The organism is Oceanobacillus sp. FSL W7-1309, assembly GCF_038002145.1.
In the GTDB taxonomy this organism is placed as follows: domain Bacteria; phylum Bacillota; class Bacilli; order Bacillales; family Amphibacillaceae; genus Oceanobacillus; species Oceanobacillus profundus.
The window spans coordinates 1,673,763-1,700,609 of sequence record NZ_JBBOBX010000002.1; the positions used below are offsets into that span (position 1 = coordinate 1,673,763).

General features: G+C 38.5%; 16 protein-coding genes and 1 tRNA gene. 3 read left to right on the plus strand and 14 right to left on the minus strand.

Annotation, left to right across the window (positions count from 1 at the left end):
* Window positions 1-17 precede the first annotated feature (17 nt).
* From NST46_RS20900 to NST46_RS20915, 4 genes are all read right to left on the minus strand, one after another.
* On the minus strand, window positions 18-869 hold the full coding sequence (locus tag NST46_RS20900) for an amidase domain-containing protein (RefSeq protein WP_251660606.1): 852 nt from the start codon (window positions 867-869) through the stop codon (window positions 18-20).
* A 74-nt stretch (window positions 870-943) separates the two neighbouring features.
* A complete protein-coding gene (gene queG, locus NST46_RS20905) occupies window positions 944-2,080 on the minus strand; it encodes a tRNA epoxyqueuosine(34) reductase QueG (RefSeq protein WP_341137705.1) in 1,137 nt (378 codons plus the stop codon).
* A 16-nt stretch (window positions 2,081-2,096) separates the two neighbouring features.
* Window positions 2,097-3,800 carry an ABC-ATPase domain-containing protein gene (locus NST46_RS20910; RefSeq protein WP_341137706.1) on the minus strand — a complete coding sequence of 568 codons (1,704 nt, stop codon included), beginning with the start codon at window positions 3,798-3,800 and terminating at the stop codon, window positions 2,097-2,099.
* Between the two features lie 153 nt (window positions 3,801-3,953).
* Window positions 3,954-4,027, minus strand: a tRNA-Gly gene (locus NST46_RS20915).
* A gap of 290 nt (window positions 4,028-4,317) precedes the next feature.
* Here NST46_RS20915 and dat point away from each other — a divergent pair.
* Both dat and NST46_RS20925 read left to right on the plus strand, forming a co-directional pair.
* Entirely contained in the window at window positions 4,318-5,193 is an 876-nt protein-coding gene (gene dat / locus NST46_RS20920) for a D-amino-acid transaminase (protein ID WP_303448561.1), read from the plus strand.
* Between the two features lie 207 nt (window positions 5,194-5,400).
* Window positions 5,401-7,404, plus strand: a complete 2,004-nt coding sequence (locus NST46_RS20925; protein WP_251660605.1) for a S9 family peptidase — start codon at window positions 5,401-5,403, stop codon at window positions 7,402-7,404.
* 59 nt (window positions 7,405-7,463) lie between these two features.
* Here NST46_RS20925 and NST46_RS20930 read toward each other — a convergent pair whose 3' ends face one another.
* On the minus strand, window positions 7,464-12,671 hold the full coding sequence (locus tag NST46_RS20930; protein WP_341137707.1) for a sensor histidine kinase: 5,208 nt from the start codon (window positions 12,669-12,671) through the stop codon (window positions 7,464-7,466).
* Window positions 12,672-12,798: 127 nt separating this feature from the next.
* Here NST46_RS20930 and NST46_RS20935 point away from each other — a divergent pair, with 127 nt between their 5' ends.
* Entirely contained in the window at window positions 12,799-12,990 is a 192-nt protein-coding gene (locus tag NST46_RS20935) for an anti-repressor SinI family protein (protein WP_095309822.1), read from the plus strand.
* Here NST46_RS20935 and NST46_RS20940 read toward each other — a convergent pair.
* The 9 genes from NST46_RS20940 to NST46_RS20980 all read right to left on the minus strand — a co-directional run bounded on the left by NST46_RS20940 (window position 12,949) and on the right by NST46_RS20980 (window position 26,703).
* A complete protein-coding gene (locus NST46_RS20940; RefSeq protein ID WP_251660601.1) occupies window positions 12,949-13,665 on the minus strand; it encodes a response regulator transcription factor in 717 nt (238 codons plus the stop codon). The two genes, NST46_RS20935 and NST46_RS20940, sit on opposite strands and share 42 nt — an antisense overlap.
* Before the next feature lie 255 nt (window positions 13,666-13,920).
* On the minus strand, window positions 13,921-17,166 hold the full coding sequence (carB, locus tag NST46_RS20945) for a carbamoyl-phosphate synthase (glutamine-hydrolyzing) large subunit (RefSeq protein WP_341137708.1): 3,246 nt from the start codon (window positions 17,164-17,166) through the stop codon (window positions 13,921-13,923).
* Entirely contained in the window at window positions 17,153-18,250 is a 1,098-nt protein-coding gene (locus NST46_RS20950) for a carbamoyl phosphate synthase small subunit (protein ID WP_095309830.1), read from the minus strand. The genes carB and NST46_RS20950 overlap by 14 nt, the downstream gene beginning before the upstream one ends.
* On the minus strand, window positions 18,247-19,449 hold the full coding sequence (locus tag NST46_RS20955; protein ID WP_095309832.1) for an acetylornithine transaminase: 1,203 nt from the start codon (window positions 19,447-19,449) through the stop codon (window positions 18,247-18,249). Before NST46_RS20955 ends, NST46_RS20950 begins: the two co-directional genes overlap by 4 nt.
* A complete protein-coding gene (gene argB, locus NST46_RS20960; RefSeq protein WP_341137709.1) occupies window positions 19,442-20,248 on the minus strand; it encodes an acetylglutamate kinase in 807 nt (268 codons plus the stop codon). Before argB ends, NST46_RS20955 begins: the two co-directional genes overlap by 8 nt.
* Before the next feature lie 9 nt (window positions 20,249-20,257).
* Entirely contained in the window at window positions 20,258-21,478 is a 1,221-nt protein-coding gene (gene argJ, locus NST46_RS20965) for a bifunctional glutamate N-acetyltransferase/amino-acid acetyltransferase ArgJ (protein WP_303448574.1), read from the minus strand.
* 12 nt (window positions 21,479-21,490) lie between these two features.
* Window positions 21,491-22,531 (minus strand): N-acetyl-gamma-glutamyl-phosphate reductase, encoded by a 1,041-nt coding sequence (gene argC, locus NST46_RS20970; RefSeq protein WP_303448576.1) that lies wholly within the window; start codon window positions 22,529-22,531, stop codon window positions 21,491-21,493.
* Between the two features lie 188 nt (window positions 22,532-22,719).
* Entirely contained in the window at window positions 22,720-23,679 is a 960-nt protein-coding gene (locus NST46_RS20975) for an alpha/beta hydrolase (RefSeq protein ID WP_095309839.1), read from the minus strand.
* 291 nt (window positions 23,680-23,970) lie between these two features.
* Window positions 23,971-26,703, minus strand: coding sequence for a GTP-binding protein (locus tag NST46_RS20980; RefSeq protein ID WP_303448580.1), 2,733 nt, complete (start codon window positions 26,701-26,703; stop codon window positions 23,971-23,973).
* Between the last annotated feature and the right edge of the window lie 144 nt (window positions 26,704-26,847).

Genomic DNA, 26,847 nt, shown 5'->3' on the forward strand with positions numbered 1-26,847 from the left:
ACCCTACTATTATATCACTAATCATCCCCAATTCGGAAAAATTTATAGTTAATCTCTGGTGTCCATGCAGTTGAATCCTCATAAGACCAATAGCGATTCCTGCTATTATCCGTATGTGCATTAACAAGTGGCATTCCATAGGCATCTTTGGCAACAACAATTGTGTTATGATCCCACCTGCCATCTCCTTGGAAATCATAACAAATTACATCCCCGGGAATGAGCTGATCCGCTCGCTCCATTTCCTTTCCTTTTAAACCCTGATTCGATCCACTTAGATACCATCTTAATGAATGAGCCACAGCCCAGCTGAAACTCCAATTATCCGTTTGGTACCACCAACCTCGCTCCCTCACAGGGACTCCCCACATTGGTGCCCCTCCAGCACGCAGGCATTGTGATACATAGTTTGTACAGTCAACATCAAAAACGCGATATTCTGGATTATAACTATTCCACCAACGCTCCGCATATTGGACAGCAGCTAAACGATCATAAGCGAATCTTTCTCCCTCTTGTATCCTCGTTTTCAATTCTTGTTCGATTCCTTTTCTATTTGTAGCAGTCTTTCTTTCAATTCCTTGGTGATTCTTCACAACGCCACCCTCATATCGAAAGCGGTATGGTATAAGCTGCTCCTCTACGTGAAACTGTCCTTTTTGTTTGATTACATATCGAAGGTGTAATGTATAATCGAAATTTGTGCTGTTATCATAATGGAGCCTTTGGAATATTTTTCCGTTCACTTTCAACCGAACTATTTCTGCTTCTCGGTCTTTCAGAGAAGCCTGCTTACGTGTCCACCAAACCGGAACGTCATCCGATTCATTTTGAAAAAAATCGAGCCACAGCTGCTTTATTTCTTCCATAAAAAATCCCCTCCACAAAAAGTATATGGAGGGGAAGCTTGGCATAATCTTTCAATGACAAAATATTATTTAATTCATGATTTATACTTGAATTCTAAACCTTTTTCCATTTCAATTAGTACTTGGTCGTCTTTTTCATTTTCCATAGCAGCCTCAATTGCCCGGAATGCTTCCACAGTTCCTATTTTCCCAAGAGCCCAGGCTGCAGTACCGCGAATCACCGGACGAGGATCTTCTTTCATTACACTAATCATTTCCGGGATCGCTGTTTTATCTTTATAATGACCAAGTGCGATTAACGCGTTTCGCTGCAATGGTTTCTTCCCTCGCCACGAACCGGACATGTGACCAAATTTTTCTTTAAATGAACGATTGGAAATCCGCAGCATTGGCTCAAGCTTGGGTTTTGCCAAATCATGCTCCGGTTCAAATTCAGGATGGATATGAGAATCAATTCCTTTATTCCTTGGGCAAACTTGCTGACAGGTATCGCATCCGTATAGGCGATTTCCTAGCTTTGTTCGAAATTCGTCGGGCAAGAAATCCTTTGTCTGAGTTAAAAATGCAATGCAGCGCTGTGCGTTTAATCTACCACCTTCAACAAGTGCACCGGTAGGACACGCGTCCATGCATTTCGTGCAATCACCACAGCTATCCTCGATCGGGTCATCTGGAACAAATGGAATATTGGTTATCATTTCACCTAAATAGACAAACGAACCAAATTCGGGTGTAATAATCGATGTGTTTTTTCCACTAAATCCGATTCCAGCTCTTTCTGCAACAGCACGGTCTGAAAGTTCACCGGTATCGACCATTACTTTATTGCTAACCTCTGGAACCTTTTCTTGGATAAAAGCTGCGAGCTTTTCTAAACGGTCACGCAAGACAACGTGGTAATCAATTCCCCAAGAGGCGCGGGCAAACAATCCACGCCTTTCCTCTTTTGTACTTCTTGGCGCGTCTTTCATACGAGAAGGGTAGGCAATCGCAATGGAAATGATTGACTGCGCTTCTGGTAATAGACGTTGTGGTTCTGTGCGTTCTTCTAGACTTCCTTTTTCGAAGCCTGATTGAAAGTTCGATTCCTGCTGTCTTCTTAATCGCTCTCTCAGCTCCCCAAATACATCTGCTGAGGCAAAACCAATTTTGTCTATTCCAATCTCCTTCGCATAATCAATAATCTCCTGTTTCAATTGCTCTGTTCGCATCTGAACAACCTCCCTTCTACTTTTGTTTTACAATTGCTGTTCGCATCCTGTTTAACACAGCCGCAATTTCGTGTCTGCGAGGACGTGCAAGATCCCCTGGATGCTGATTTTTAAATACAGTGAATGAAGCCAAACCAACAGCATCCAACTGACGTTCTATCTCATCGAGCATTTCATGTAATGATTTATGCTTAAAGTCATTTGTACGCGCCAAATAATGTATTATTTCAGCAATCATACGAGTCTGCGATAAATCAATTAATTGTTCTGTATAATCAAAGGTAATTGGTGTCTTCCCCATTACAATTTGATACAGTCCTTTGGCTTGTATTTTCATTCGATTTGCCTTTTCAAGTTTTAACGATTCAGGCTGAAAATAACGATTGGTTGTTTCATTAAAACCTGATTGTGCACGTACCTGACGTTCTATTGGATGCTTCTCTATAATCACACGCGCTCGATCTGTTACATCATAAGGTACATATTCATCCATCATTACAACTGAATCTGCTACTGAGAAATAATCACCTGATCCTCCCATAACAAGAATCGTAGAAATACCAAATTGATTAGAAAGCTGTTTAATTCGATCAATAAATGGTGTAATTGGTTCCTTATCCTGGCTAACAAGCTGTTGCATACGATAATCACGAATCATAAAATTTGTTGCACTTGTATCTTCATCAATCAGCAGTGTTTTTGCCCCAGCCTCCAATGCCTCCATCACATTAGCCGCCTGCGAGGTACTGCCACTTGCATTTTCTGTAGAAAAGCATACTGTATCTTGTGCATTTGGTAAGTTATTAATAAAGGAGGAAATATTGACAGCAGTAACCTGTCTTCCATCCTCAGCACGGATCTTCACTGCATCTGGATCTGTTAATACATATTCCCGCCCGTCACCTTTTTGGTGAAAATACACACCGCGTTCAATAGCCTTTAACAAGGTGCTTTTACCATGATATCCTCCACCAACTATTAATGTAATCCCCTTTTTAATCGCCATTCCTTTTAGCGGATGTGCTTGGTGTGGAATTGTTATAGAAACCTCAGACGCTTTCGGACTTTGAAACGGCACAGCATGTTTAAGCGGTGTATTCCGAATGCCGCTTTCCCGCGGAAGTATGGACCCATTCGCAATAAAAGCAATCCAATTTTGCCGCTTCATTTCATTAAGAATTGCTTCCTGCTGATCAGCCAGCTTTATCGCCGTCTCTATTTCGCTATTTGTTATTTTAAATATAGAATTTTTTATAATAGATGGGATTGTTGCCGTAAAAAGCTTCTCGGCTTCTCTTGCATTAATGCGTCGACCATTAGCGGGTAGACCAACAGAAATACAAATTGTTATCGCCTTTGGACTAATTTGCAATGCCGTCCGTTCTAAAACTTCCTGTCCAGGGCGATCAAAGAAAATCATACCGCTTTTCCCTGAACCTTTCACGGAAAAAGACTGTCTATCCGTTTCCTTCCCTACAACTCGTGCAATTGCATCCTCTACAGCTACTTTTCGAGTTCGGGTTTGCAGCCATTCCGGACGAATCGAACGTCTATTCCCTGATATAACAACCCGAATCTTGGACGGTGTCGCAAATGGATCTCCTTGTACATAATCTATATATAAGTCATAGTCGTCAAATTGATAATGACCTTGAATGCTTTTATAACCTTTATAGCTCTTATTATTCAGTTGTCTTAGTTGCTGAAGCAAGTTTTTCATCGTGATCCCTCATCATTTAAATATTAATTTCCTATAGAATACTACTTAAAAAATGATAAATTCAAGTATGAAGATGTTGGAAATATCGTGAAAATTAAAAACGCAACGCTTCGTAATCCTACTTTTACGAAACACTGCGTTATCACATATGTATGGAGCGGGTGAAGGGAATCGAACCCTCATCATCAGCTTGGAAGGCTGAGGTTTTACCACTAAACTACACCCGCAAATCATTATTCATTTTTCGCTAACAGATAATATTATAACAACCTCTTCTTAACAAATCAATAGTAATTTCAACATTTCTTTACAAAAAATTTAATTGACAAGAGAAACCTTTGCTATAAAGACGAAACTTTATTAAATAATTTCTAATAATTCATTATTTACTTTAGAGGATAGAGGCTATAAACTAGGAATAGGCTTTTAAAAACGGATGTTCAAAAGGTATGTGACAGGAAACATTTTAGTCCTCTGCCCTTCTTGAACCCGTACTTAGAGAAAGGGGCTTTTATGTATGTCTGTTTATCCTATTATTATGACACAATCCCAGTTTACACACCGTGATAATTTACATTATCCATTTGAAGAGCGTGGTCTTCAATTCGGGGATGGAATATATGAAGTAATTCGAATCTATCACGGAACTTACTATTTACTCGATGAGCATGTGGATCGCTTATTTCGATCTGCTGAAGCAATTAAAATAAAATTACCATTCAATAAAGAAGAAATAACACATTTATTATTAGAATTGCTTGAACGAAATAAAATGACTACAGACGGTAAGGTATACTTACAAGTAACACGTGGATCTGCCCCACGTGATCATATTTTTCCTGCTGATGTTCTACCTAATATCTATGCATATGTAGGAGACCAGCCGAGAAATTTGGAGTTATTACAAAATGGTGTTCAAACAATTACACAAAGAGATATTCGATGGGAATACTGTTACATCAAAAGTTTAAATTTATTACCGAATGTATTAGCAAAGCAAGCTGCTAAGGAAAATAACTGCTATGAAGCGATTCTCCATAAGGATGGGCTGGTAACCGAATGCAGCTCTTCAAATGTATATTTGGTAAAGGACGGAACGATCTATACACACCCTGCTAACAAAAATATTCTCCATGGCTGTGTAAGAATGGCAGTTGAGAGATTTGCTGGTGAATTAAATATTCCCTTCATTGAGGAAAGCTTTGAAGTGGAAGAAATTAGTCTCGCTGATGAACTTTTTCTTTCAAGCAGCACTTCTGAGATTACACCAATTGTAAAAGTAGATAATCTGGACATTGCTGATGGAAAGCCAGGAAAGATAACGCGGCAATTACAAGAAGCTTATGAGACGGATGCTAAGATACAAGAAAACAATACAAAACATACAGTTTAATGCATAAGTGACCCGGATTCGGGTCACTTTTCGTATGTATGATAAGTATACATCACATTTATAGTCACCTTCATTCGCCGAATTTCCTAATTGATTCGTAACACGAAATAGTTTAAACTAATAGACAGTTCTTATAAAGTGAAAATTCATTCAAAGAGGAGCATTCTCTCCTCTTTGAATGACAATTTTAAATTAGGGGGAAATTCTATGGTTCATACCAAACGATCGATTAAATCAGAAGACCTAAAAAAGATCGAAGTATACAGCGATCCACAATATACACCTGATGGAAAAGCATTTACATATGTTTCCACAACAATTAATGAAGAAAACAAGTATCAATCACAGCTTTATTTTCAACAATTTGACGAAACTGAAGCAAAGCAATGGACTTTTGAGAATACTAAAAACGATAACCTTCATTTTTCACCAGATGGGAAAATTGCGGTCTTCCAATCAACGCGCAGTGGTATTTCGCAGCTTTATCTAATAAACAAAGCTGGTGGAGAAGCAAAACAATTAACCGCATTTAAGCATGGCGCCTATAGTCCTTTATGGTCAAAAGATGGAAGATCCATCTTCTTTCATGCTTCTCTTGACAAAGGAGATCATATTGAGGACCAAAAAGAATTGACAACGGAAGAGCGACAAAAGGAAAAGGAGCATAATGCGAAGCAGCCCCTTGTCGTCAATCGATTAAAATATAAGTCAGATGCAAACGGGTTTCACGATAATAAAACAACGCAAATTATCCAATACAGCTTAGAAACAAAAGCATTCACACAATTAACGACAAAAGATGCAGATCACAGTTTTCAAGATAGTTCTCCAGATGCGAGCACCATTTTATTTACTGCTAACTTCGATGCGGATGCCGACTATGAACGTTTTAGTGACTTGTTCACACTCCATTTGGAGACAAAAGAAGTAACAAAATTAACGAATGGAAAAAGTAGTTATTACAACGCTAAATTTTCCCCTCACGGTAATAAGATTGCCTGCTTTGGTCACGATTTTGAATACAGCACTGCAACGTTAAGCAAACTGTTTCTAATTGATGTAACAACTAAAAGCCGTACGCCCCTCAGCAACGATTGGGACATACAACTCGGTGATGTGATGGTAGGTGATACACGACTTGGCGCGGCAACAACGGGTCCCATCTGGTCGGCAGACGGGAATCGAATCTTTTTCATTGCAACAGACTTTGGCGCCACAGGTCTTTATCAAGCAACATTGGACGGAAACTTAAACGTGCTATATAAAAATAATAATCATGTATTTAGTTTTACGTATCACCCAGAAGCCGAGTCTTTTATTCTTGGGATTAGTACGCCTACTAATCCGTGCAATTTCTACCAGCTTAACAAGGATTTACAGTTGGAGCGATTAACAAATGCGAATGAGAAGTTCCTTCAGGAAGTAGCGATTTCCGAGCCAGAAGCACTTACCTTTACAGCACAAGATGGATTGGAAATCCAGGGATGGTTATTATGCCCATATGACTTTGATGAAACGAAAAAATATCCATTCATCCTGGAAATCCATGGCGGGCCACATATGATGTATGGACAAACTTTCTTTCATGAAATGCAGCTTTTAGCAGCAAAAGGCTATGTCGTTCTTTATACGAATCCACGGGGAAGCCATGGATATGGTCAGAAATTTGTTGATGCCGTTAGATTCAACTATGGAAAAGGCGATTATTCGGATTTAATGGATGCTGTGGACTATGTATTAGAAAACTATAGCTTTATCGATGAAACAAGACTTGGCGTTACAGGGGGAAGCTATGGTGGATTTATGACAAACTGGATTGTTGGTCATACGAATCGCTTTAAAGCTGCTGTCACCCAACGTTCGATTTCCAATTGGCTCAGCTTTTATGGTGTGAGTGATATTGGATATTTCTTCACGAAAGGAGAACACGGCTTAAACTTGCTCGATGATCCAACCAAACTTTGGGATATTTCTCCTCTAAAATACGCAAATAATATCGAAACACCATTATTAATACTGCATGGTGAACGTGATTTCCGGTGCCCAATCGAACAGGGTGAACAGCTTTTTATTACATTAAAGCACCTACGTAAGGAAGTGGAGTTTGTTCGTTTCCCTGGAGCAACTCATGAATTAAGTAGAAGTGGTCAACCTATCATGCGCATAGCAAGACTTGATCAAATTTGTCATTGGTTTGAGAAATATCTATAAATACGGTGCAAAAATAAATGCAGTGTGTCGCAAAGAGGACCACTGCATTTATTTATCAGCTATTCCAATTGTAGCACCTTCATCTCCTCTTCGGATTCCGAACCTTCCCATACCTTTAAAGAGAGATAAAATGTTGTTCCTCTTCCCTCTTCACTCTCCACCCAAATTCTTCCTTGATGCGCCTGCATAATTTCCTTGCAAATAACTAATCCCAGCCCATGCCCTGCCTCTTTGCTTCCATTTGCTTTTGTATAAAATTGATCAAATATATAAGGGAGATCGGTGGCTGCAATACCACGTCCTTCGTCCGCAATTGAAATAACGGCTTCACCTGTATTCTCTAATGATAGCCTTAATGCTATTTCACCTTCGTCCGAATGCTTCATTGCGTTGGATATGAGATTCCCCATGACTTGCTCGATTCGTTGTACATCCACTTCAACTAGCGGATAGCCCGATCCTATGCGACCAGAGTATTCCGATCTAAAGGTTAGTCCTTTCATGTTAACCTCTAATTCAAACTGACTGCATAAATGAAGAAACAGTTTATCAATAGGAATCACATCCATTGCAAAGGAGACATTACCAGATTCAAATTGTGCTAAATCAAACAAATCTTGAATAAGACCATTTAAAGCAGTTACACGCTTCTTAACAATTTGAAGGTACTCTGTACGTTGTTCCTCTTCAATAATTCCCTCTAAAATGGCATCAACGTAGTTTTGAATTGCAGCGATTGGCGAGCGTAAGTCATGTGAAATAGTAGAAAGGTATCGAGTACGCTCTGCCTCTGCATGCTCTAGGGAAATATTAGCATTCTTTAATTTTTCATTTGCAGCATGTAACAAGGCAGTCCTTTCCTCTACTGTGGTTTCCAAATTCGCATACAAATAAGCATTTTCAATAGAAATTGCAACTTGCGAAGCCAATAAAGTTAACAAAACTACCCTTTCTCTAGTAAATACATTTGTAGATTGATTGTTCTCTAAATAAAGGATACCTGTCAACTTACGATGATACACAATTGGTAAACAAAGAATTGATTTCGCTTCTGTTTGCTTAATAAAATGGTCTTTCGTAAATTCCCCTTGATTCATAGCATCGTCCAACACAACGACTTCCTTTGTATTTGCAACGTAATGAACAATCGCTTCTGAAAAATCGCGGAACATCTCCACCCGTTTTGGTTTTTTATATAATGTAATCTCATCTTGCACATTTTTTTTTGCAACAAGCTGAAGTAATTCATCTTCCTTCAATAAAAGAAAAGCACGTTCGGCACCAGCATTAATTACCATTAGATCCATAAATTTTTCTACTAATTGATCGAACATTACCTCATCAGCAATTAGCCGAGAGGTTTTAAATAATGTGTTCATATCAATCGATTCATGAGGGTGTTCAAGGTTAAAGGTACGTTCTCCTTCCTGGTGATTAAGGATTGGATAAGCTTCAGCTAAATTATGAGCGATTCGTTTTGCACCCCATTTTAAGTAATGAACATACGCATCAACGAGATATGGTTTTGCCGATTTTGATAAATTCTTTGCTAAATAAAATTCTGCTGCACAGTGATTGATAATCGCCACATCTTGTATAAACCCAGATTCCGTCGCAAATCGTATGGCACGATTATAAAGATAAATCGCTCGCTCTTTTTTATTTACGTGCAACCATTCAGCTTCCAATAGTAAATATTTATGCCGATAATTAGCTGGGGAGTTCTTTGCCCACATTTTCATCTTTTTTAGTCTTTTAAATAGCTTTTGCCGTCCTTGATTTCTCGACAACTTTCCTCTTCTCATGAGTCGCGTTAACCATAATGCGTGATAAAAATAATAGTCAGGGGCAATGACAAGAATAAGTGTACGATCGACAATCGATTCTAGCTTTTCCATAATAGCCAATGCAGCATCTTCATTATCCAGTAGGTATGTCATTTGAAGTCTGATTGTGTAATGTACAATTTTTGCAGATACATCATTTGTAAAATCTGGAAAATTCCAGTTTACCGGATCAGTCCTAGTTGCTAATACATCAATCCAATCTATGGTTTCATCCAAAAAATCATCTGAAATGATATATTCATTTTGTTTTGCAAAGTCATGCTGCCGTTTAATTCCTTTTTTTACATCGTTTAAATGATCACCTTTTATCAATAGAATAATTGCAATAAAAGAGCTGTTAGCTCCAGCAAGATGGAGATTACCTGACTCAATACAAAGCTGCTGTGACTGCTCTAAATAGACGAGACTTTCGCGAATCGGTTTCTTCCAATGGTTAACAAAGCTGCCAAATACAAAGTAAACCCGGGCTTTTAAACTATTATCCTGAAACTTTTCCAAATGCTTCATGGCTAATTTGCCAAATCGATAGCTGCTATCATAATCGTTAAATCCTGCACTCAGTGTCAAAGCATAATTGTTGTAGACAAGAGCCGTAATATCCATATCTCCGTATTTCAATGTTAATCGCAGTGCACGCAGCATTAAGATGGTGGCTAGGTTTTGATTCCAATGGTAGGTTGGTGCATTTGAATTAATTAACGTGCGCATCAAGGCATGCACAAGTTTATCTTCCACAACCGGAAGCTGCAGTAAATCCGTTTCCTTTTTCTTTCTTAGCGCAAGCTTCGTGAGTAGATATTCTTTTGCAACATCCATCTTTGTCGCATTACTTTTGAAATTCCACCCACCTAGACTCAATCCTTCCAGACCAGCATTTGTGGCTTTTTCCACCTCGTGTATATGAACATTCAGTAATATTTTCAAGTCATAAATCTGTAACTTTTCTTGAATTGTCTTCGCATTTATTAGAATTTCCTCGAATGTATTCTCGGCCTCTTGAAATAAATGATTTAAGTACTCGGCCTCTCCAAGCCCTGTCATTATTTTAAATGTTAAAGGATAATAAGCGGCGCTCCATCGTTTTTCTGGAAGTAATTCTTTGCCTATCCGAAAGAAATTCAATGCGGATTCAGATGCAGCTCTATTCTTAGCACGCTCCCCCGCCATCCAGTTCCATTCAATTAAATTTAACTTTTGCTTTTCGGTCAAAAGGACTCTGCTTTGGTTTAAATGATTAACAATCTCAAAAATATGCGATTTTAGTTCTGCTTTACCATATAAATAGACAAGCTCTAAACCGATAAGCTGATGATTTTTCATTTGCTTTTCATTTGAAAGCGTTGTGTAAAAGGCTTGTTGAATTTTATCATGTACAAATACATAGCTTGGAGGGTACCCCTGATCGATATTTGAATCAGCATCCTCATAGACCCACTTAAAGCTAGAATCGATTGGCAGGATAAGGCCAGCTTCCAGTCCATTCCTAAAACTTTTACTCACTTCTAAATAGGTTCTGTTTGCTATTTTGGCTAATGCCTTGAGGTTAAATCGATTTCCAAAGCAGGAAGCCAATTGTAAAATGGCAATCGTCTCTTTTGGTAATCTCCCAATACTTTTTAATACGAAATCAATAATCGAGTCTGACATCGGCATCTGCTTTACTGCATCCCTGTTGAGTATCCATTCACTCTTTTCCATTCGGAATTCAATTACCTTTTCATCTAGAAGTGTTTGAATTACTTGGACGATGAAAAACGGATTCCCTCGCGTAATTCGATAAATAAATGACACAAGAAAGTCTATGTCATCCTCCCCTAACGAAAACGCCTCCCTAACCCATTCACGAACATGCTGAGCAAGTAATGTCGCTATTCGTATAAAGGTAATGCCGACATCCCTTTTCTGCAGCTTGTTTAACATGATTTCAAATGGATGCCCGACATGAACTTCATTGTCTCGATATGCAGCAATAATTAACACATACAGATCATCCGGATTGCTTACTAGATAATCAAGTAAATCCAATGTTGCCTCATCAGCCCATTGCAAATCATCTAAAAATAATACAAGTGGATGTTCTTTTGTTGCAAATACACGCACAAAGCTTCTGATCGCATGCCGAAAACGATTATGAACTCCTTGTGGGGGCAAATCTGGAACCTCGCCATTTTCCCCAATTAACCAGCGAAGCTCCGGAATAAAATTCGCAATTACGCTTGCAGAGTGTCCTAACGATTCCGTTAATCTTCTCCCCCACTGCTCCATACTAGATTTACCTTCTGATACAATCTGACGGAGCAGCCCTTGGAATGCATATACAATTGGAGCATAAGGAATTTGTTTTTCTAATTGTTCAAACTTCCCCGAAATGAAATATCCTTTTTCCTTTACCAATGGCTTATGCAGCTCTTGAACAACAGATGTTTTCCCTACACCGGACGGACCAGGGATAAGCACCAGTTCTGTTCTTCCTTTTTGAACACGATAAAAGCTTTTGATTAATTGCTCGATGGTTTGTGCACGACCATATAATCTTCTTGATTTTTCGTAAATACGCTCAGATCGTTGATCACTTAATTCAATATTTTGTATATCACCAGTTTCATCCAGCTGTTTTAGACATTTTTCTAAGTCATCTTTTAGTCGTTTCGCATGCTGATAACGGTACGCAGGAGCTTTTTCTAACAATCGTAGGATAATAGCAGAAATTGGTTCTGGGATTGCTGAATTAACTGAACGCGGACTTTCTGGCAGTTTCGCTAGATGCGCGTGGATGAGTTCAGCAGGGTGTTCTGATGAGAATGGCAGTCTTCCAGTTATCATCTCATAATAAATAATCCCTAAAGAATAAAGATCTGTACGATAATCTAGCGCACGATTCATTCTTCCAGTCTGTTCTGGAGACATATATGTGATTAGCTCTCTAAATTGATATGGACTACCATTTGTATGCTGTATTTCTTTTGAAAATGTTGTCGCGTGATGAAATCCGGTTAATTTTACTTCATGTAATCTCGGTTGAAGAACAATATTTTGAGGTTTTAAAGCTTTATGTATAATATGTGCTTGATGTAAATGTGAAACAACACCAGCTAATTTGGCTGCAATCTTAAGAAAGCTCCTTACATCAAAAGGACCCGCTGTTCTTTCTAGTCTCGTCTCTAACGTTTCACCTTGTATGGGTTCTGTGATGATATACATTTCTTCTCCATATTTCTCTATATGAAGTGGACGTAAAATATACTCACTATTTAAATCCTTTGCAATATAAAAATCATGTGAAATTTCAACTCTCGAACGGTTTTTTTCTGCCTTTATCGCGACAACTTTTTCATCTTTTAGTGAAATAGCTTTATATAGAATCCAAGATTCATTGTCTATCAGTACATTTAAAATCCGATAACCAGGCAGTTCAAACATGGTAATCCACGCTCCTTTATAGTTAAGGGGGTATTTAAGAAAACTTAAAGGAAACTTCAACTAATCTTTAACGCAATTTATACTCTTGCTATTATTCTGTTTATATAAAGTGCAAGGAGGGTCTTCATTGGAAAATAATGTACAGTTACCGTCAAATCATTCTAACGTGTATGACCAGGATTGGATTCATTTAATGAAACAAGCAAAATATATAGGATTAAGTCCTTCAGAAGTGCGTCAACTGCTTAAACATTTAGCGATAGAAGAGGAAAAACCTTTAGTGAGCAAGATCAGCGAATTTGTAACCGATCCCACGTAATGTGTGAATATACTGTGGTTCATCTGGATTTTTTTCGATTTTTTTTCGTAATTTACTTAAATGTACCATGACAGTTCGAAAGTCTCCTAGACTTTCTTCACCCCAAATGAGTTCAAATAATTTATCCACTGTATAAATACGCTCTGGATTTTGTGCCAGAATACATAATAGTTGATATTCTTTTGCTGATAGTTTCACAATAGATCCGTTCACCTTAACTACTGCACTTGTCAAATTAATTTCAAGTCCGGGATAGCTAATGATAGCGGAATTTGCTTTTTCTACTGGCCTTACCTTCGCTTCAACTGCTCGACTGCGCCTTAAATGAGCCTTTATCTTCGCAATCATCACAGGCATACTCGTTGTTTTAGGTAAATAATCATCCGCACCTATTCCAAGACCAAGCACTTTATTCATGTCGTCGTCGATCGAACTAAACAAAAGGACTGGTACATCTGTATGTTTGCGAATGATTGGTAATAGTTCAAATCCATCAAGGTTTGGCATCATAACATCTAAAATAATCAATTCTGGGTTTTTATCCTCAATTACAGCAATCGCTTGAATACCATCTTCTGCTGTAAAAATAACATATCCACTTTTTTCAAGATACAGTTTAAGTACCATTTGCATATCTGTATCATCGTCAACAAGTAAAATCCGTTCACTAGCCATGAACGTACGCCTCCATTCATCGTTAATGCTCTAAAAGAGTTACTACAATTCACAACTATTTGAAAATAACATAACTATTATACTACAAATTTATCCTTTACAACAGATAAATAGGTAAAAATATGGATAAATCACTTCACATTTAATTAGAAAACTTGACATTCGTTAGAGCGATTTTTTATAACTGTTTATACTTTTCCATGTCAAAAAAATACAGTCGGTCCCACATTCAGGAACCAACTGCTTGCCCTAACTTTACTTTGTTATAATTTTTTCCAGTCGGAAACTTTCACTCAAATACTCCTGTAAAGATAATATCTCTTTTTCATGTAAAGCTTGATTTAACCCGCCTGCAAATACATTTAACGTTTCAAGACTCGTAAAATACGGAACTTGAAAGCGTACCGATAATTCACGAATTAAAAAGCCAATTTTCTCTTTTTCCCTTCCTTGATTCGGGATGTTCAGTACAATATGTGGTGGATTATCTTGCCAATGATTTAGAATATCTTTTTTGCTTTTGACAATTCTTTTTGTTACCATTCCATTTTCTTCAATAACCTTAGCCGTGCCTTCTGTTGCCGTAATAATAGCACCACGATCAGAGAATTCACGAATGATGGGAAGACTCTCTTGTTTTAACCGATCTGAGATCGAGACAAATAATTGGAGCGGCTTTGTTAGTTCTTCTAGGTGATGTGTACGTATCATTGTCTTTTTTAATGCTTCTTTTTTATCATATCCTATTCCGATAATTTCTCCTGTTGACTTCATTTCTGGTCCAAGCACATGGTCTACACCCTTTAGCTTACTTGCAGAAAATACAGGAGCTTTGATCGTATAATATTCTGGTTCCTTCATTAAATTAACTTCATCTGTAATTTCCGTTAGAGGTATACCCAGTTGCGATCTTACTGCCCATTCAACCATTGGGACACCAGTTACTTTACTCATGATTGGAACCGTTCTGGACGATCGTGGATTAACTTCCAATACATAAATCGTATCCTGATGAATTACAAATTGAATATTCATCATTCCGATAACCGGTAAATTACTACTAATCTTTTGGACAATTTCCACGATAGCTTCCTTCGTCTTATCGCTTAAGGTGACAGGCGGAAATACACCTATGCTATCACCAGAGTGAATACCTGCCTTCTCAATATGCTCCACAATTCCTGGTATCACAACCTCTTTGCCATCACTTACAACATCAACTTCACATTCTAAGCCAGGTAAGTATTGATCAATTAACAACGGCCAGCAACGATCATTCGTATCCTGTTGAATTCTTGAGGTATATTGATACAATTCTTTCTCGCTATAGCAAATAAACATTGACTGACCGCCAATAACGTAGGAAGGTCGAATCAGCACTGGAAATCCTAGTTCATGAACTAGGGATAGAAGTTCATCCAATTCATGTACAATTCGTCCTGCAATATGGGGTATTCTTAATTCATTCAAAAAGTTATAAAATTGTTCCCTGTCTTCCATCTGGTCAATATGTTCTGGTAATGTTCCAAGTATATGGACACCCTCATCTTTCAAATCATTTGCCAGATTAATAGCTGTTTGACCACCAAACTGAATAAGCACCCCTGCTACTTGCTCTTTTTCAATGACAGCAAGCACATCTTCCAATGCTAACGGGTCAAAATATAAACGGTCTGCCACAGAGTAATCTGTACTCACTGTTTCTGGATTATTGTTCATTACAACTGCTTCATAGCCGATTTTCTTTAATGCTAACGTAGCATGAACGGAACAATAATCAAATTCAACACCTTGCCCAATTCGGATTGGGCCAGAACCTAGAACAAGTATTTTCTTTTTGTTAGCAGTTGTCAGGACCTCATCATGACCATGCCAAGTGGAGTAGTAGTATGGAGTAACTGCATCAAACTCCCCTGCACACGTGTCCACTAATTTATAAACAGGCTGCATACCATTCACTTTATATTTTTCCCTTAATTCCTTCGGGGTTGTGCCGAGTAATTCCGCAATTCGATGATCACTCATATTCAATTGCTTTGCTTTTTTTAGCACATCTACTGGAATCGTTGCTAATTGATATGCTACTAACACTTGCTCATAATCAATGATTCGCTTTATCTTTTGCAGGAACCAATAATCAATTTTCGTTAATTCCATAATTGTTTCGGTTGAAATCTTTCGTTTAAATGCTTCCGCGATAGCAAATAGCCGAAGGTCATTAGGAATCTCAATCAGGTCTAGAAGTTCTTGTATATTTTTCTGATCCATACCAGGAAAATGTAAACTATATAAGTTCAATTCCAGTGACCGAATTGCTTTATGAAGTGCCCCTTCAAACGAACGATCAATTGCCATTACCTCACCTGTAGCCTTCATTTGTGTACCGAGTGTTCGATCCGCCTCCGTAAACTTATCAAATGGAAAGCGGGGAAGCTTTACAACAATGTAATCTAATGCGGGTTCGAAAGAGGCATATGTACTTCCTGTTATCGGGTTTAAAATTTCATCAAGTGTATAGCCAATCGCACATTTAGCAGCAATCCGAGCAATGGGATAACCAGTGGCCTTCGAGGCTAATGCAGAAGATCTGCTAACCCTTGGATTAACCTCAATAATGATATATTCATTAGATGTTGGATGGAGTGCGAATTGTATATTGCACCCTCCGACAACATCAAGTGCCCGGATAACCTTTAATGATGCAGTACGAAGCATTTGATATTGCACATCTGAGAGCGTCTGAGAAGGTGCTACCACAATCGAATCTCCCGTATGAACACCAACTGGATCAAAATTTTCCATATTACATACGATAACACAGGTGTCATTTTCATCGCGCATTACTTCGTACTCTATTTCTTTCCATCCTTTAATGCTTTTTTCAACAAGCACTTGATGGATCGGGCTTAATGCAAGGCCTTGTTTCAGCAAACTCACAAACTCTCCCTTATGATAGGCGAATCCTCCGCCTTCACCACCAAGTGTATAGGCAGGACGTAAAATAACCGGAAATCCAATTTCCTCGATAAAACTTAGACCTTCCTCAACCGATTGAATGATTTTTGAGTCTGCAATCGGCTCCTGTATATCAATCATTAACCTGCGAAATAATTCCCGATCTTCTCCGTTCTTAATGGAAGAAACCGAAGTGCCTAATAGCTCCACATGATAGTTATCAAGAATTCCCTTATCAGACAATTCAACCGTTAAATTCAAACCCGTTTGCCCACCAAGACTACCAATTAAACCATCTGGCTGTTCTTTTGCAATAATTTTCTCCAATGTACCTACATCGAGTGGTTCTAAATAGACACGATCTGCAACCCCGTCGTCTGTCATAATCGTTGCAGGATTATTATTTACTAAAATAACTTCAATTCCTTCTTCTTTTAAAGCTAAACATGCTTGTGTGCCTGCGTAATCAAACTCGGCCGCCTGACCGATCACAATGGGACCAGATCCTATCACCATTACTTTGTTTATTGCTTTACGCTTCGGCATAAATAATTGCCCCCTTCTGTCTATTAGCTGCTGCTTGTTGAATAAATTCCAGAAAAATATAAGCTGTGTCACTTGGTCCAGGGTGAGCCTCCGGATGAAACTGTACAGATTGAACCGGAAGTTGCCGATGTTTTATCCCTTCCAGCGAATGATCATTCACATTCTGAAACCAGATATCAAAGTTTTGCTTGGAAAGACTATCCTTCTCTACGACATAGCCATGATTTTGCGACGTCATCCACACTTTCCCTGTTTGCATATCTTTAACTGGATGATTCCCTCCACGATGACCGTATTGCATCTTCTTTGTTTTTCCACCATAGGCTAATGCTAGAAGCTGATGTCCTAGACAGATTCCAAGGGTTGGGAAGTTTTTAGTTATACGCTTTATGTCCGGAAAATATCGCGCCAATGCTAGCGGATCTCCAGGTCCATTACTAAGTAAAACCCCATCTGGCTCGAATTCCTTTATTTTTTCAAATGGTGTATCGAAGGGAACGATTGTCACTTTACAGCCTAGAGCAAGCAATTGATCGAGAATTGATTTCTTATAGCCATAATCCACCAACACAATGTGATGCTGTCCACTTCCATAAGAAATCGGTTTCTTAACAGAAACTTGTTCTATAACCGCTAGCCAATCTGGCGCTTCCCAGTTCATTTCATGTGCATTCTTTTGTTTTTCCGAAATGATTTTTCCGTTGACCGTTTTATTTTTTCGTATGACGCCAACCAATGCGCGGGTATCCACATTCATTAACCCAGGAATACTGGCAGCCTTTAATCTCTCGGAAAAAGAAGTCATTGCTTGATAATGACTTGGTTCTTCACACATGTCACTAACAATAACAGCAGAAACGGCCAATCCTTGACTCTCATCATCATAAGCATTCATGCCATAATTCCCTATCATTGGATAACAAAAGGTGAGCAGTTGTCCTGCATAGGAAGGGTCTGTCATCATTTCCTGATATCCGGTCATACTCGTATTAAAAACAACCTCTCCACTAACCTCCTGTTCAGTGCCTATCCAGTCTCCAACAAATTCTTCACCAGTTTCCAGAATGAGATAGCCCTTTGTCATACTGTAGTTCCCTTCATCTCTACTAGTACCTCTTTAAATACTTCGATAAATTGGGTCAATTCTGCTTTTGTCGTTGTTAATGGAGGTAAAATACGCAATACGTGCGAACCAGCAGATAAAACGAGAATTCCCTTTTCACGGAATGCTTTAATAAAAAAGTTAGCCTCTTCCTTTAATTCAACACCAATTAAAAATCCAATTCCTTTCACACTAACCATTACTTCTTCTTTCGCTTGCAATGCTTCCAACTGTTCTTGCAGCCAGCTGCTATTCACTTTAACCTGTTCTAAAATATTTTGTTTAAGTATCGTTTCTATTGTTGCAATACCAGCAGTTGCTGCTAATGGATTCCCCCCAAATGTGCTACCATGTGTCCCTGGACTAAATGTACTAGCACATTCTTTTTTCGCTAACATCGCTCCAATTGGGAAACCAGATCCAAGTCCTTTAGCTGATGTCATGACGTCTGGTTCAATCCCAAACTGCTCATAAGCAAATAACGTTCCTGTACGACCTGCGCCAGTTTGCACCTCATCCACCATTAATAAAATGTCGGCTTCCTTACAACGTGCAGATAGTTTTTCAATCCAGACTTGTTCTACTGCATTTATACCGCCTTCTCCTTGAATAAGCTCAAGTAAAACAGCTGCAGTTGTTCCATTATTCACGGATTCAAGTGCTTTATCCTCGTTTAGCGTTAAATACCTGAATCCTGGTGTTAAGGGAGTAAATCCTTGATGGATTTTTTCCTGTGCAGTTGCCGCCATCGTCGACCCAGTACGACCGTGAAACGATTGATGGAATGTGACAATTTCCGTACGCTCGGTGTAACCTTTATCCTTTGCGTATTTTTTAGCAAATTTAATAGCTGCCTCGTTTGCTTCTGCTCCACTATTGCAAAAAAACACACGATCAAAGCAGCTGTTTTCTGTTAACAACGCTGCAAGCTCATTTTGCGTTGGAATTTCATATAAGTTCGAGCAGTGCCATAGATTATCAAGCTGATTACTTAACTTTTGATGAACGGAATCCGGAACATGCCCTAAATTACACGTCGCAATGCCAGAAGTGTAATCTAAATATTTATTTCCATCTTGATCCCAGACATAACTTCCCTTCCCCTTTGCAATTGATAGTGGAAAGCGTTGATATGTATGCATTACAGAATGGTTTGTTTGTTGAATCATAGCTTCAGACATGTTGCTCTTCCTCCTTTTTCATGACTACTTTCGTTCCTGCTTGTTTTCCTTCGATATACTTTTTGATATCTTCTGGTGCTAAGCCATTTAAAATAACTGACTCCTTGATTCCTCCAGATAAACCCTTTAAGGCAGAGAGAACTTTAGGAATCATCCCACCATAAATAACTCCCGAAGCAATTTTTTCTTCAATCTCGACTTTCGTTAATTGCCCATGTACGATCTCTTTTCCAGATATGTTCTCCATTACTCCCGGAATATCACTGATTAACGCTAGCTTTGCTTTTAATGCTTCGGCAACGGCTGCTGCTGCCATATCCCCATTAATATTTAAACGCTCACCAGCTGCATCGATACTAATCGGTGAAATAACTGGAATCGCTCCATGCTCCATGATTGTTTCAAGCCACGACACATTTACTTCTTTTACCTGACCGACTAAGCCGAACTTCCCTGCCGCATCAATAGGCTCCGCCTGCAGAAGCTTACAATCGACACCGCTCATGCCAATTGCTGTACCACCTTGTTTTTGCAAATTAGCTACGATTTTCTTATTAATCGAACCGCTCATTACCATCTCTGCAACATCCAATACTTCCTTCGTCGTTACACGTAAACCATCCACAAATTTACTCTCAACATGAAATTCTTTTAATGCTTGATTAATTTCTGGACCACCACCATGAACAATAACCGGCTCACATATGTTCTGTTTCTTTAAAGCTACAACCGTTTCATAAAAGGAGTCCGGAAGCTTTGCTAATACACTGCCACCCATTTTCAAAACAAGAATATTCATTACTACACCTCACGTTCGATAAGAAGCATTTATTTTGACGTAGTCATACGTTAAATCACAGCCCCATGCTGTTGCTTCATGTGGTCCATTTTGCAAGTCAATTTTTAAAACGACCGTTTCATTGCCAAGATAGAGTTCTCCTTCTGCTTCATCAAAATCTATTGGGAGCCCGTTCCTTACTACCTCGATATCACCTAAGGAGACACATACCTTTTGCGGGTCGAGTGGCTGTTCACTGTAGCCAATCGCACAAACAATTCGCCCCCAATTCGGGTCTGCCCCATAAACGGCTGCTTTTACAAGATTAGAAGAAATAATTGCTTTTGCTACCTGACCGGCTGCTGTTGCCGTTGAAGCTCCACTGACTTGAACTTCAATGAGCTTCGTTGCACCCTCTCCGTCTCGAGCAATCATCTTTGCGAGCTCTTTACTGACAAATTGCAGCGCCTGTTTAAATAATTGCCACTCTGGGTGCAGGTCATTCAGTAGATTGTTATTTTGCTTGCCATTCGCGAGCACTAATACCATATCATTGGTACTGCAATCTCCGTCGACTGTAATCATGTTAAATGACTGATCCGTCACTTCACGCAGTGCCTCTTGTAAACTAGCAGCTTCCACAGCAGCATCTGTCGTAATAAATGAAAGCATCGTCGCCATGTTCGGATGGATCATTCCTGATCCCTTTGCCGCTCCACCAATCGTTATTTTTTGACCATCTATTTCCAATTGAACGGCAATATGTTTTGTTACGGTATCCGTGGTTAAAATTGCTTGTTCGAACTTCTCCGGGCTATGCTGATTATCCATCAATTCAATGCCAGCTTTCATTTTTTCCATTGGCAGTGGTACGCCTATAACTCCAGTTGATGCTACAGCAACATGACGGGTCGCAACTCCCATTTTTTCTGCTGTTTTACGCTGTGTTTCCAGTGCATCCTTATACCCCTGCTCTCCCGTGCAAGCATTAGCATTTGCCGAATTAACAACTATCGTTTGAATAAGCTGCTCTTTTTCAATGCTTTCTTTCGTCACCTTTAATGGAGCTGCCTGGAAGGAGTTTAAGGTATACACACCAGCAGCTGCAGCTGGATTATCTGAATGAATCCATCCGAAATCCAGCTTTGTTTTGCGAAGGCCACAATGTACACCACCTGCTGTAAACCCTTTTGGACTTGTAACATGCCCGTTTTTTAATACGTGCAGCTTGCTTTCTATTGTAATTGTCATATTTTCCGCCTCCTATGGATAAACAGGTATTGTGTGTAATCCCATTGTCTCTTCCCAGCCATTCATCAAATTCGCATTTTGGATTGCTTGCCCTGCAGCTCCCTTAACCAAATTATCAATTGCTGCAGCGATAATAATTTGATTACTGCGCTCATCCACATGAATTCCAATATCGCAAAAATTACTTGCATACACATCCTTTGTCGCAGGAAAAACTCCCGCTTCTCGTATTCTTACAAATGGATTGTTTTCGTAATAAGATTGATAGATTTCAAGCAATTCTTCTGTTGTTGTCTCCTTCACCAATTGCCCATACATGGTACAAATTAAGCCTCTTGTCATAGGAATAAGATGTGTTGCAAAAGCTACGGCAATTGGCGTCTTTGCTTTATCCGATAGGTACTGTTCAATTTCCGGAATATGCTGATGCTGTCCGATTTTATACGGTGTAACATTTTCATTTGTCTCTGAAAAATGTGTTTTAGCTGTCGATGTTCTTCCTGCACCGGATATGCCGGTCTTTCCATCAATACTAATTCCTTGTGGTGATATAATCTGATGCTCCAGTGCTGGCGCTAAGCCGAGCAAAGCCGATGTTGGAAAACATCCAGGGTTAGAGATAACGCTTGCCTGTTTAATTTCTTCCGCATAAAGCTCAGATAAGCCATAAACCGCTTGGTCCAGTAATTCCTGTGGAGCAGCTTCTTTTCCGTACCAAGTTTCATATTCCGTTGGAGAACTTAAACGCAAATCACCCGAAAGATCAATACATTGTAATTTTGAATTAGATAACTGTGGCAGAATATCTTTAGCCACCCCAGCTGGTGTTGCAAAAAACACAATATCAACTTCTTCTTCGAGTTTATCAATTTGCAGCTCATCCATTGGTTCTTCAATAAAATCCGTCAAATGTGGATAAATGGAAGCAAGCGAATCTCCATGCTGAGAATGGGAAATAACTTTCTTTACATGCATTTTTTCATGCAACTGCAACAGCCTGATTAACTCAATTGCTCCATAACCTGTTCCACCAATAATTGCTACTTTCTTCAATTAATTCCGCTCCTTCATATAGTTTGAATTATTCATTATTATAGTTATACCGCGATCTTTATGCAAGTATATTTATAAAAAAATATTAATAAATATACATTTATTTTTATAAATACCTTAAATCTTTTTATATTAAACGTATATAGAATGCATAAAAAAAGAGGTCCTCGTTATGAAGAACCTCTTTTTTATGGAATATATTGATCTAAAAATGAATTTAATACTGCAATATATGAATCTCGATGTTTAACAAAAGACTCCCCATGATTTGCATCATCATAAAGATGAATCTCAGCATCACTATTTGTATTTTCATATAGATCTTTCGTCATTCTTGTTGGTACAAAGGTATCACTTTTTCCATGAATATAAAGGATAGGAATCTCTGCTTTTCGCACCTGCTCCAGCGCGGAAGCTTCTTTTAATGTGTAACCAGCTCTTATATTCGTAACAAGGCTGGTCGCTGGCAATATCGGAAATGCAGGTAAGTGAAACATCCGGTCAAGCTGATAGGCAAATAAATCATTCACTGACGTATATGGACTATCGGCAACAATTGCCTTGACATTACTCGGGAGCTCTTCCCCACTAGCCATCAATACCGCAGCTGCCCCCATGGAAATGCCATGAAGGACGATTTCAGTATCCGTTCCAAGTTCTGCAATGATTCTATCAATCCAGTCAACTAAATCCATTCGATCATGCCAGCCAAATCCAATATAGTCGCCTTCGCTTTCTCCGTGACCTCGTAAATCTGGCGTAAACATATTATAGCCAAGTTCTTCATAATAGTATTCTCCAAATAAGGACATGTCCGTTGCGAGACCAAGGTAGCCATGAGCAAATACTACTGTTTTATTGGTTGGTTTCTTTGCCTCTAAATAATAGCCTTTCAAGGACAGGTCATCATGGGATTCCATTTCCCATATTTCAAAATCCTGCTCACGCGACCAATCACGCCAATCCCCAGCAAGCAAAACATCCATCGTATCCGCAGAAACTTCCAAGTCCGCATTGCCATTTAAAAAATCTTTTACATTTCGTTCAATGGCCAGATTATAAAAGAATAAACCTGCCAGAGCATCTATAATCAACAGAATCACAATGATTCCTGTTACAATTTTCTTCCAATGTTTCTTCCACTTCACACGAACGCTCCTTTCGATTCTATCTATATACAAGTTCAAAACAAGGATGGAAATTCACTTTGTAATATATATCCTCCTTTTTGAATAGGCACTATAAGACTATTATACTAGAAAATTCTCGTAATGGAATAACCATATATTGGTACACCTTCGGTTTTGCGTCTTATAGTTTGTAAATATCCAGATTGATAATAGCCTGTTTCATGAGCTGCAACACTATGAATAGGCAAAATAACGCATAAGATATCCAACATTGGAAATCCCATGCGTTATGTTTAATGCATAAAAAGCTTAACGATATTCAACTACTTTTTCATCCGAATGATTCATCCATTCATATTGACGAATATTTAATTCAAATAGTGTAAGCGGATCGGTATATACCTCGGGATTTTTTCGCATATCATGAAGCGACTCCTCATTAGCTTTAATCTCCTGTTGGTTTTCTTCTATCGCTCTATTCAGCTCGTCAAAAGGGTTTGTGAAAAATATCGTAATATCTCGTTCCAGTGTTTTTCCAAAAAACTCGAATTGCTGCATGAACGTATTTGTAATTGATTGTGCATCTTTTGTGTAATCCTTATTTTTAATGCTTTGTTTAAACTTATTTTGCAGCGTTCCTTTATTTTGTGAAATGGCGCCGAGTAATTTTCCTGCACTTTTCATAAATAACTGCGATGAGGCAGAACCTTTAATGATATCGAACTTTTCCAATTGTACATTACGCATCGTCATGCGATCCAAATCACGGCGCCAATCATCTAACACTTTAAAATCACAGGCCAAACTTAGCTTTTCTTCCTCATATAACTGATTAAAACTCACGCTCGTTTCATTTAATAATGCCCAACAGTCACTGAATTCTCCTTCACTACTCGCAATCCATATTTGAATTTCTTCATGTAACTTAGGCAAGACTGTTTCATCAATATGTTTATTAATCCGGTTATTCATTTCATCATTTAGCTTCACATGTATATTTTCAAGATTTGTGTCTTCCTTAATTAATTCTGCGCAATCTTTCAGCAAATCAGGGATGCTTGTCATCAAATCCTGTCTTGCTTTATTCACTATCTTAGTATAATCTCTTTTAATAATCTGCGTTTTTTCCTCTTCCGTATCACGTAATTGATTAACTGCACCATCTAGCTTCGTGATCATCTCTTCATTCCATTTTATTGTATTTATAATGCTATTTTCCAATTCTAGTCGTTTTTTAGGCAGCAATTTAATCAATTGCTTACTATAATAAAGAATTTTACGTTCGCTTCCCTCATCCAAGCTGTAGCCATTCATAATGGATTGAATAAATGCTTCTAATTGGCTACTATGCTCTTCAAATTGCGAGAAGGAGAGGATCTTAGCATTTGGAAAATACGTATGAAGCCAGGATGTTGTTTTCTCCATCCATTCCACTGACTCCAGTTTGTTCGTGCTTTGCTCCATGTTATGCAAGAGAAAATGAATCGGCAGCTCTGGTACACGCTCCCTAATTTTGACGACCGTCTCTATTTCATTATAAGTCAAAATGGAATCGCTATTTAAAACAAACAATAGACTATCCGCTAAATAAAGATAGGGAATTACATCCTTTTTTGATTTTCTTTGATCGGCAAGTACCGGTGTATCAATTAAAGCAAGTTTATTTTTATCCAATAACGGTATTGGCATTTTACAGCGAATATGTGTCTGTTCATTCTCTGCAATCTGCATGAAATCATCTAGCTCAAGTTTTCTTTTTCCTTCTTGGTCTGTAATGACATGAATTTCTTCTTGATCGTCATGTTTAAATAAGACAGTGGAGGTGATGGAAGCTACAGTCATCTCCTTGCCAAGCAATCCATTTACAATGGATGCTTTTCCGGATGCATCGTTACCTGTAACCAGTAGGTGAAAGTTATTTGAATCAAGCAGCTCATCTATTATCGATTCTGCACGTTCTCCTATGGATAAGTCCTTACCATTCGCCCACTTCCGAATGGATTCGAAAATAAGGAATATATCACCCATACGCTTGCTATTATAAGACTGGCTTACCAAGCCTTCAGCCTCACTTACTACCGAATCCTCCATCAATAAAGGAAACAGCTCATTCCATGCTAACACAGCCGATGAAGCTGCCAGTATATCAGAACCAGTAGCTATTTTCATCCAATTGGTTAAGTGGAAAGGTATATAATCAGACAATTCCTTTATTAAATAAGTACCATTCATTAATTCCAGATACGCTTCTTTATATTGCTTCGAAAGCTCTTGCCAATTCAAGGATCGTCTTGGATTTATATCTAACAGAAGATAGTTAATTTCCTTCAGCCATTGGAAATACAAATCATTCTGTTTGTAACTGTCCCAAAGCGCTGCAACGAGACTTTCGAAACGCACTTGATTGACCAAATACAAGGTCATTAATAATTCCCGAAAATACGCTGGTGCTATTGCTGTTGTATGCCCATCTTTCACATACTCCTCCAAAACCTCAAACCAAAATAGAGACTCTGTTCGGATCGCTTCAGCTACAGCTAACTCAACTCCGCTCGCAAAGTCTTTTTGTTCCTCAAAGAATGTACGCGCCATATCGGTTACATTCGGGTAATCCGGGTTTAATTCAACTGCGTTCTTTATTGAATCAGCTGCCATTTCAAGTTTGTCACGTTGTATGTATAATGAAAATAGTTGCAAGAGCACTTCCACTTTTAAATCATCCGAATCGGTTTCAACAAGTTTATAATATTCCTCCGCAATTTCAAGAAAATCCAGTTCGAAATTTGCATCCGCAATATTTTTCTGCGCCCATGGCATTAGCTCATTATGAATATTTCCCCATTTAAAAATCGCTGTTTCGTAATCTTTATTTTGAAAATATACCTCTCCCTGAGCAAAGCGGATATAGGATAAATCGTTCACTTCCTTCTGTTGCTCAAGAATAGACAATTCTCCCAAAACCTTTATTGGATGCTCATTTTCACTGCCCTCCGTAAGTGTTTTATAATAGCACTTATTAATTAGTTGCTTCTCTAATGTCATCTTTATCCCCCGTACTATTTTTATTGAACAACCTCTTATAGAAGTACATGAATTAGATTCCGAGCACATAATACTCGGAATCTAACTATTTATTCTTATTACAGTTCATACTATATTATTCGTAATTGTTCTCAAAATTTGAGG

Excerpts from the sequence above, each read along its gene's own strand:
- NST46_RS20900 (WP_251660606.1), bottom strand. The coding sequence starts at position 869 with ATGGAAGAAATAAAGCAGCTGTGGCTCGATTTTTTTCAAAATGAATCG.
- queG (WP_341137705.1), bottom strand. The coding sequence starts at position 2,080 with ATGCGAACAGAGCAATTGAAACAGGAGATTATTGATTATGCGAAGGAG.
- NST46_RS20910 (WP_341137706.1), bottom strand. The coding sequence starts at position 3,800 with ATGAAAAACTTGCTTCAGCAACTAAGACAACTGAATAATAAGAGCTAT.
- dat (WP_303448561.1), top strand. The coding sequence starts at position 4,318 with ATGTCTGTTTATCCTATTATTATGACACAATCCCAGTTTACACACCGT.
- NST46_RS20925 (WP_251660605.1), top strand. The coding sequence starts at position 5,401 with ATGGTTCATACCAAACGATCGATTAAATCAGAAGACCTAAAAAAGATC.
- NST46_RS20930 (WP_341137707.1), bottom strand. The coding sequence starts at position 12,671 with ATGTTTGAACTGCCTGGTTATCGGATTTTAAATGTACTGATAGACAAT.
- NST46_RS20940 (WP_251660601.1), bottom strand. The coding sequence starts at position 13,665 with ATGGCTAGTGAACGGATTTTACTTGTTGACGATGATACAGATATGCAA.
- carB (WP_341137708.1), bottom strand. The coding sequence starts at position 17,166 with ATGCCGAAGCGTAAAGCAATAAACAAAGTAATGGTGATAGGATCTGGT.
- NST46_RS20950 (WP_095309830.1), bottom strand. The coding sequence starts at position 18,250 with ATGACAAAGGGCTATCTCATTCTGGAAACTGGTGAAGAATTTGTTGGA.
- NST46_RS20955 (WP_095309832.1), bottom strand. The coding sequence starts at position 19,449 with ATGTCTGAAGCTATGATTCAACAAACAAACCATTCTGTAATGCATACA.
- argB (WP_341137709.1), bottom strand. The coding sequence starts at position 20,248 with ATGAATATTCTTGTTTTGAAAATGGGTGGCAGTGTATTAGCAAAGCTT.
- argJ (WP_303448574.1), bottom strand. The coding sequence starts at position 21,478 with ATGACAATTACAATAGAAAGCAAGCTGCACGTATTAAAAAACGGGCAT.
- NST46_RS20980 (WP_303448580.1), bottom strand. The coding sequence starts at position 26,703 with ATGACATTAGAGAAGCAACTAATTAATAAGTGCTATTATAAAACACTT.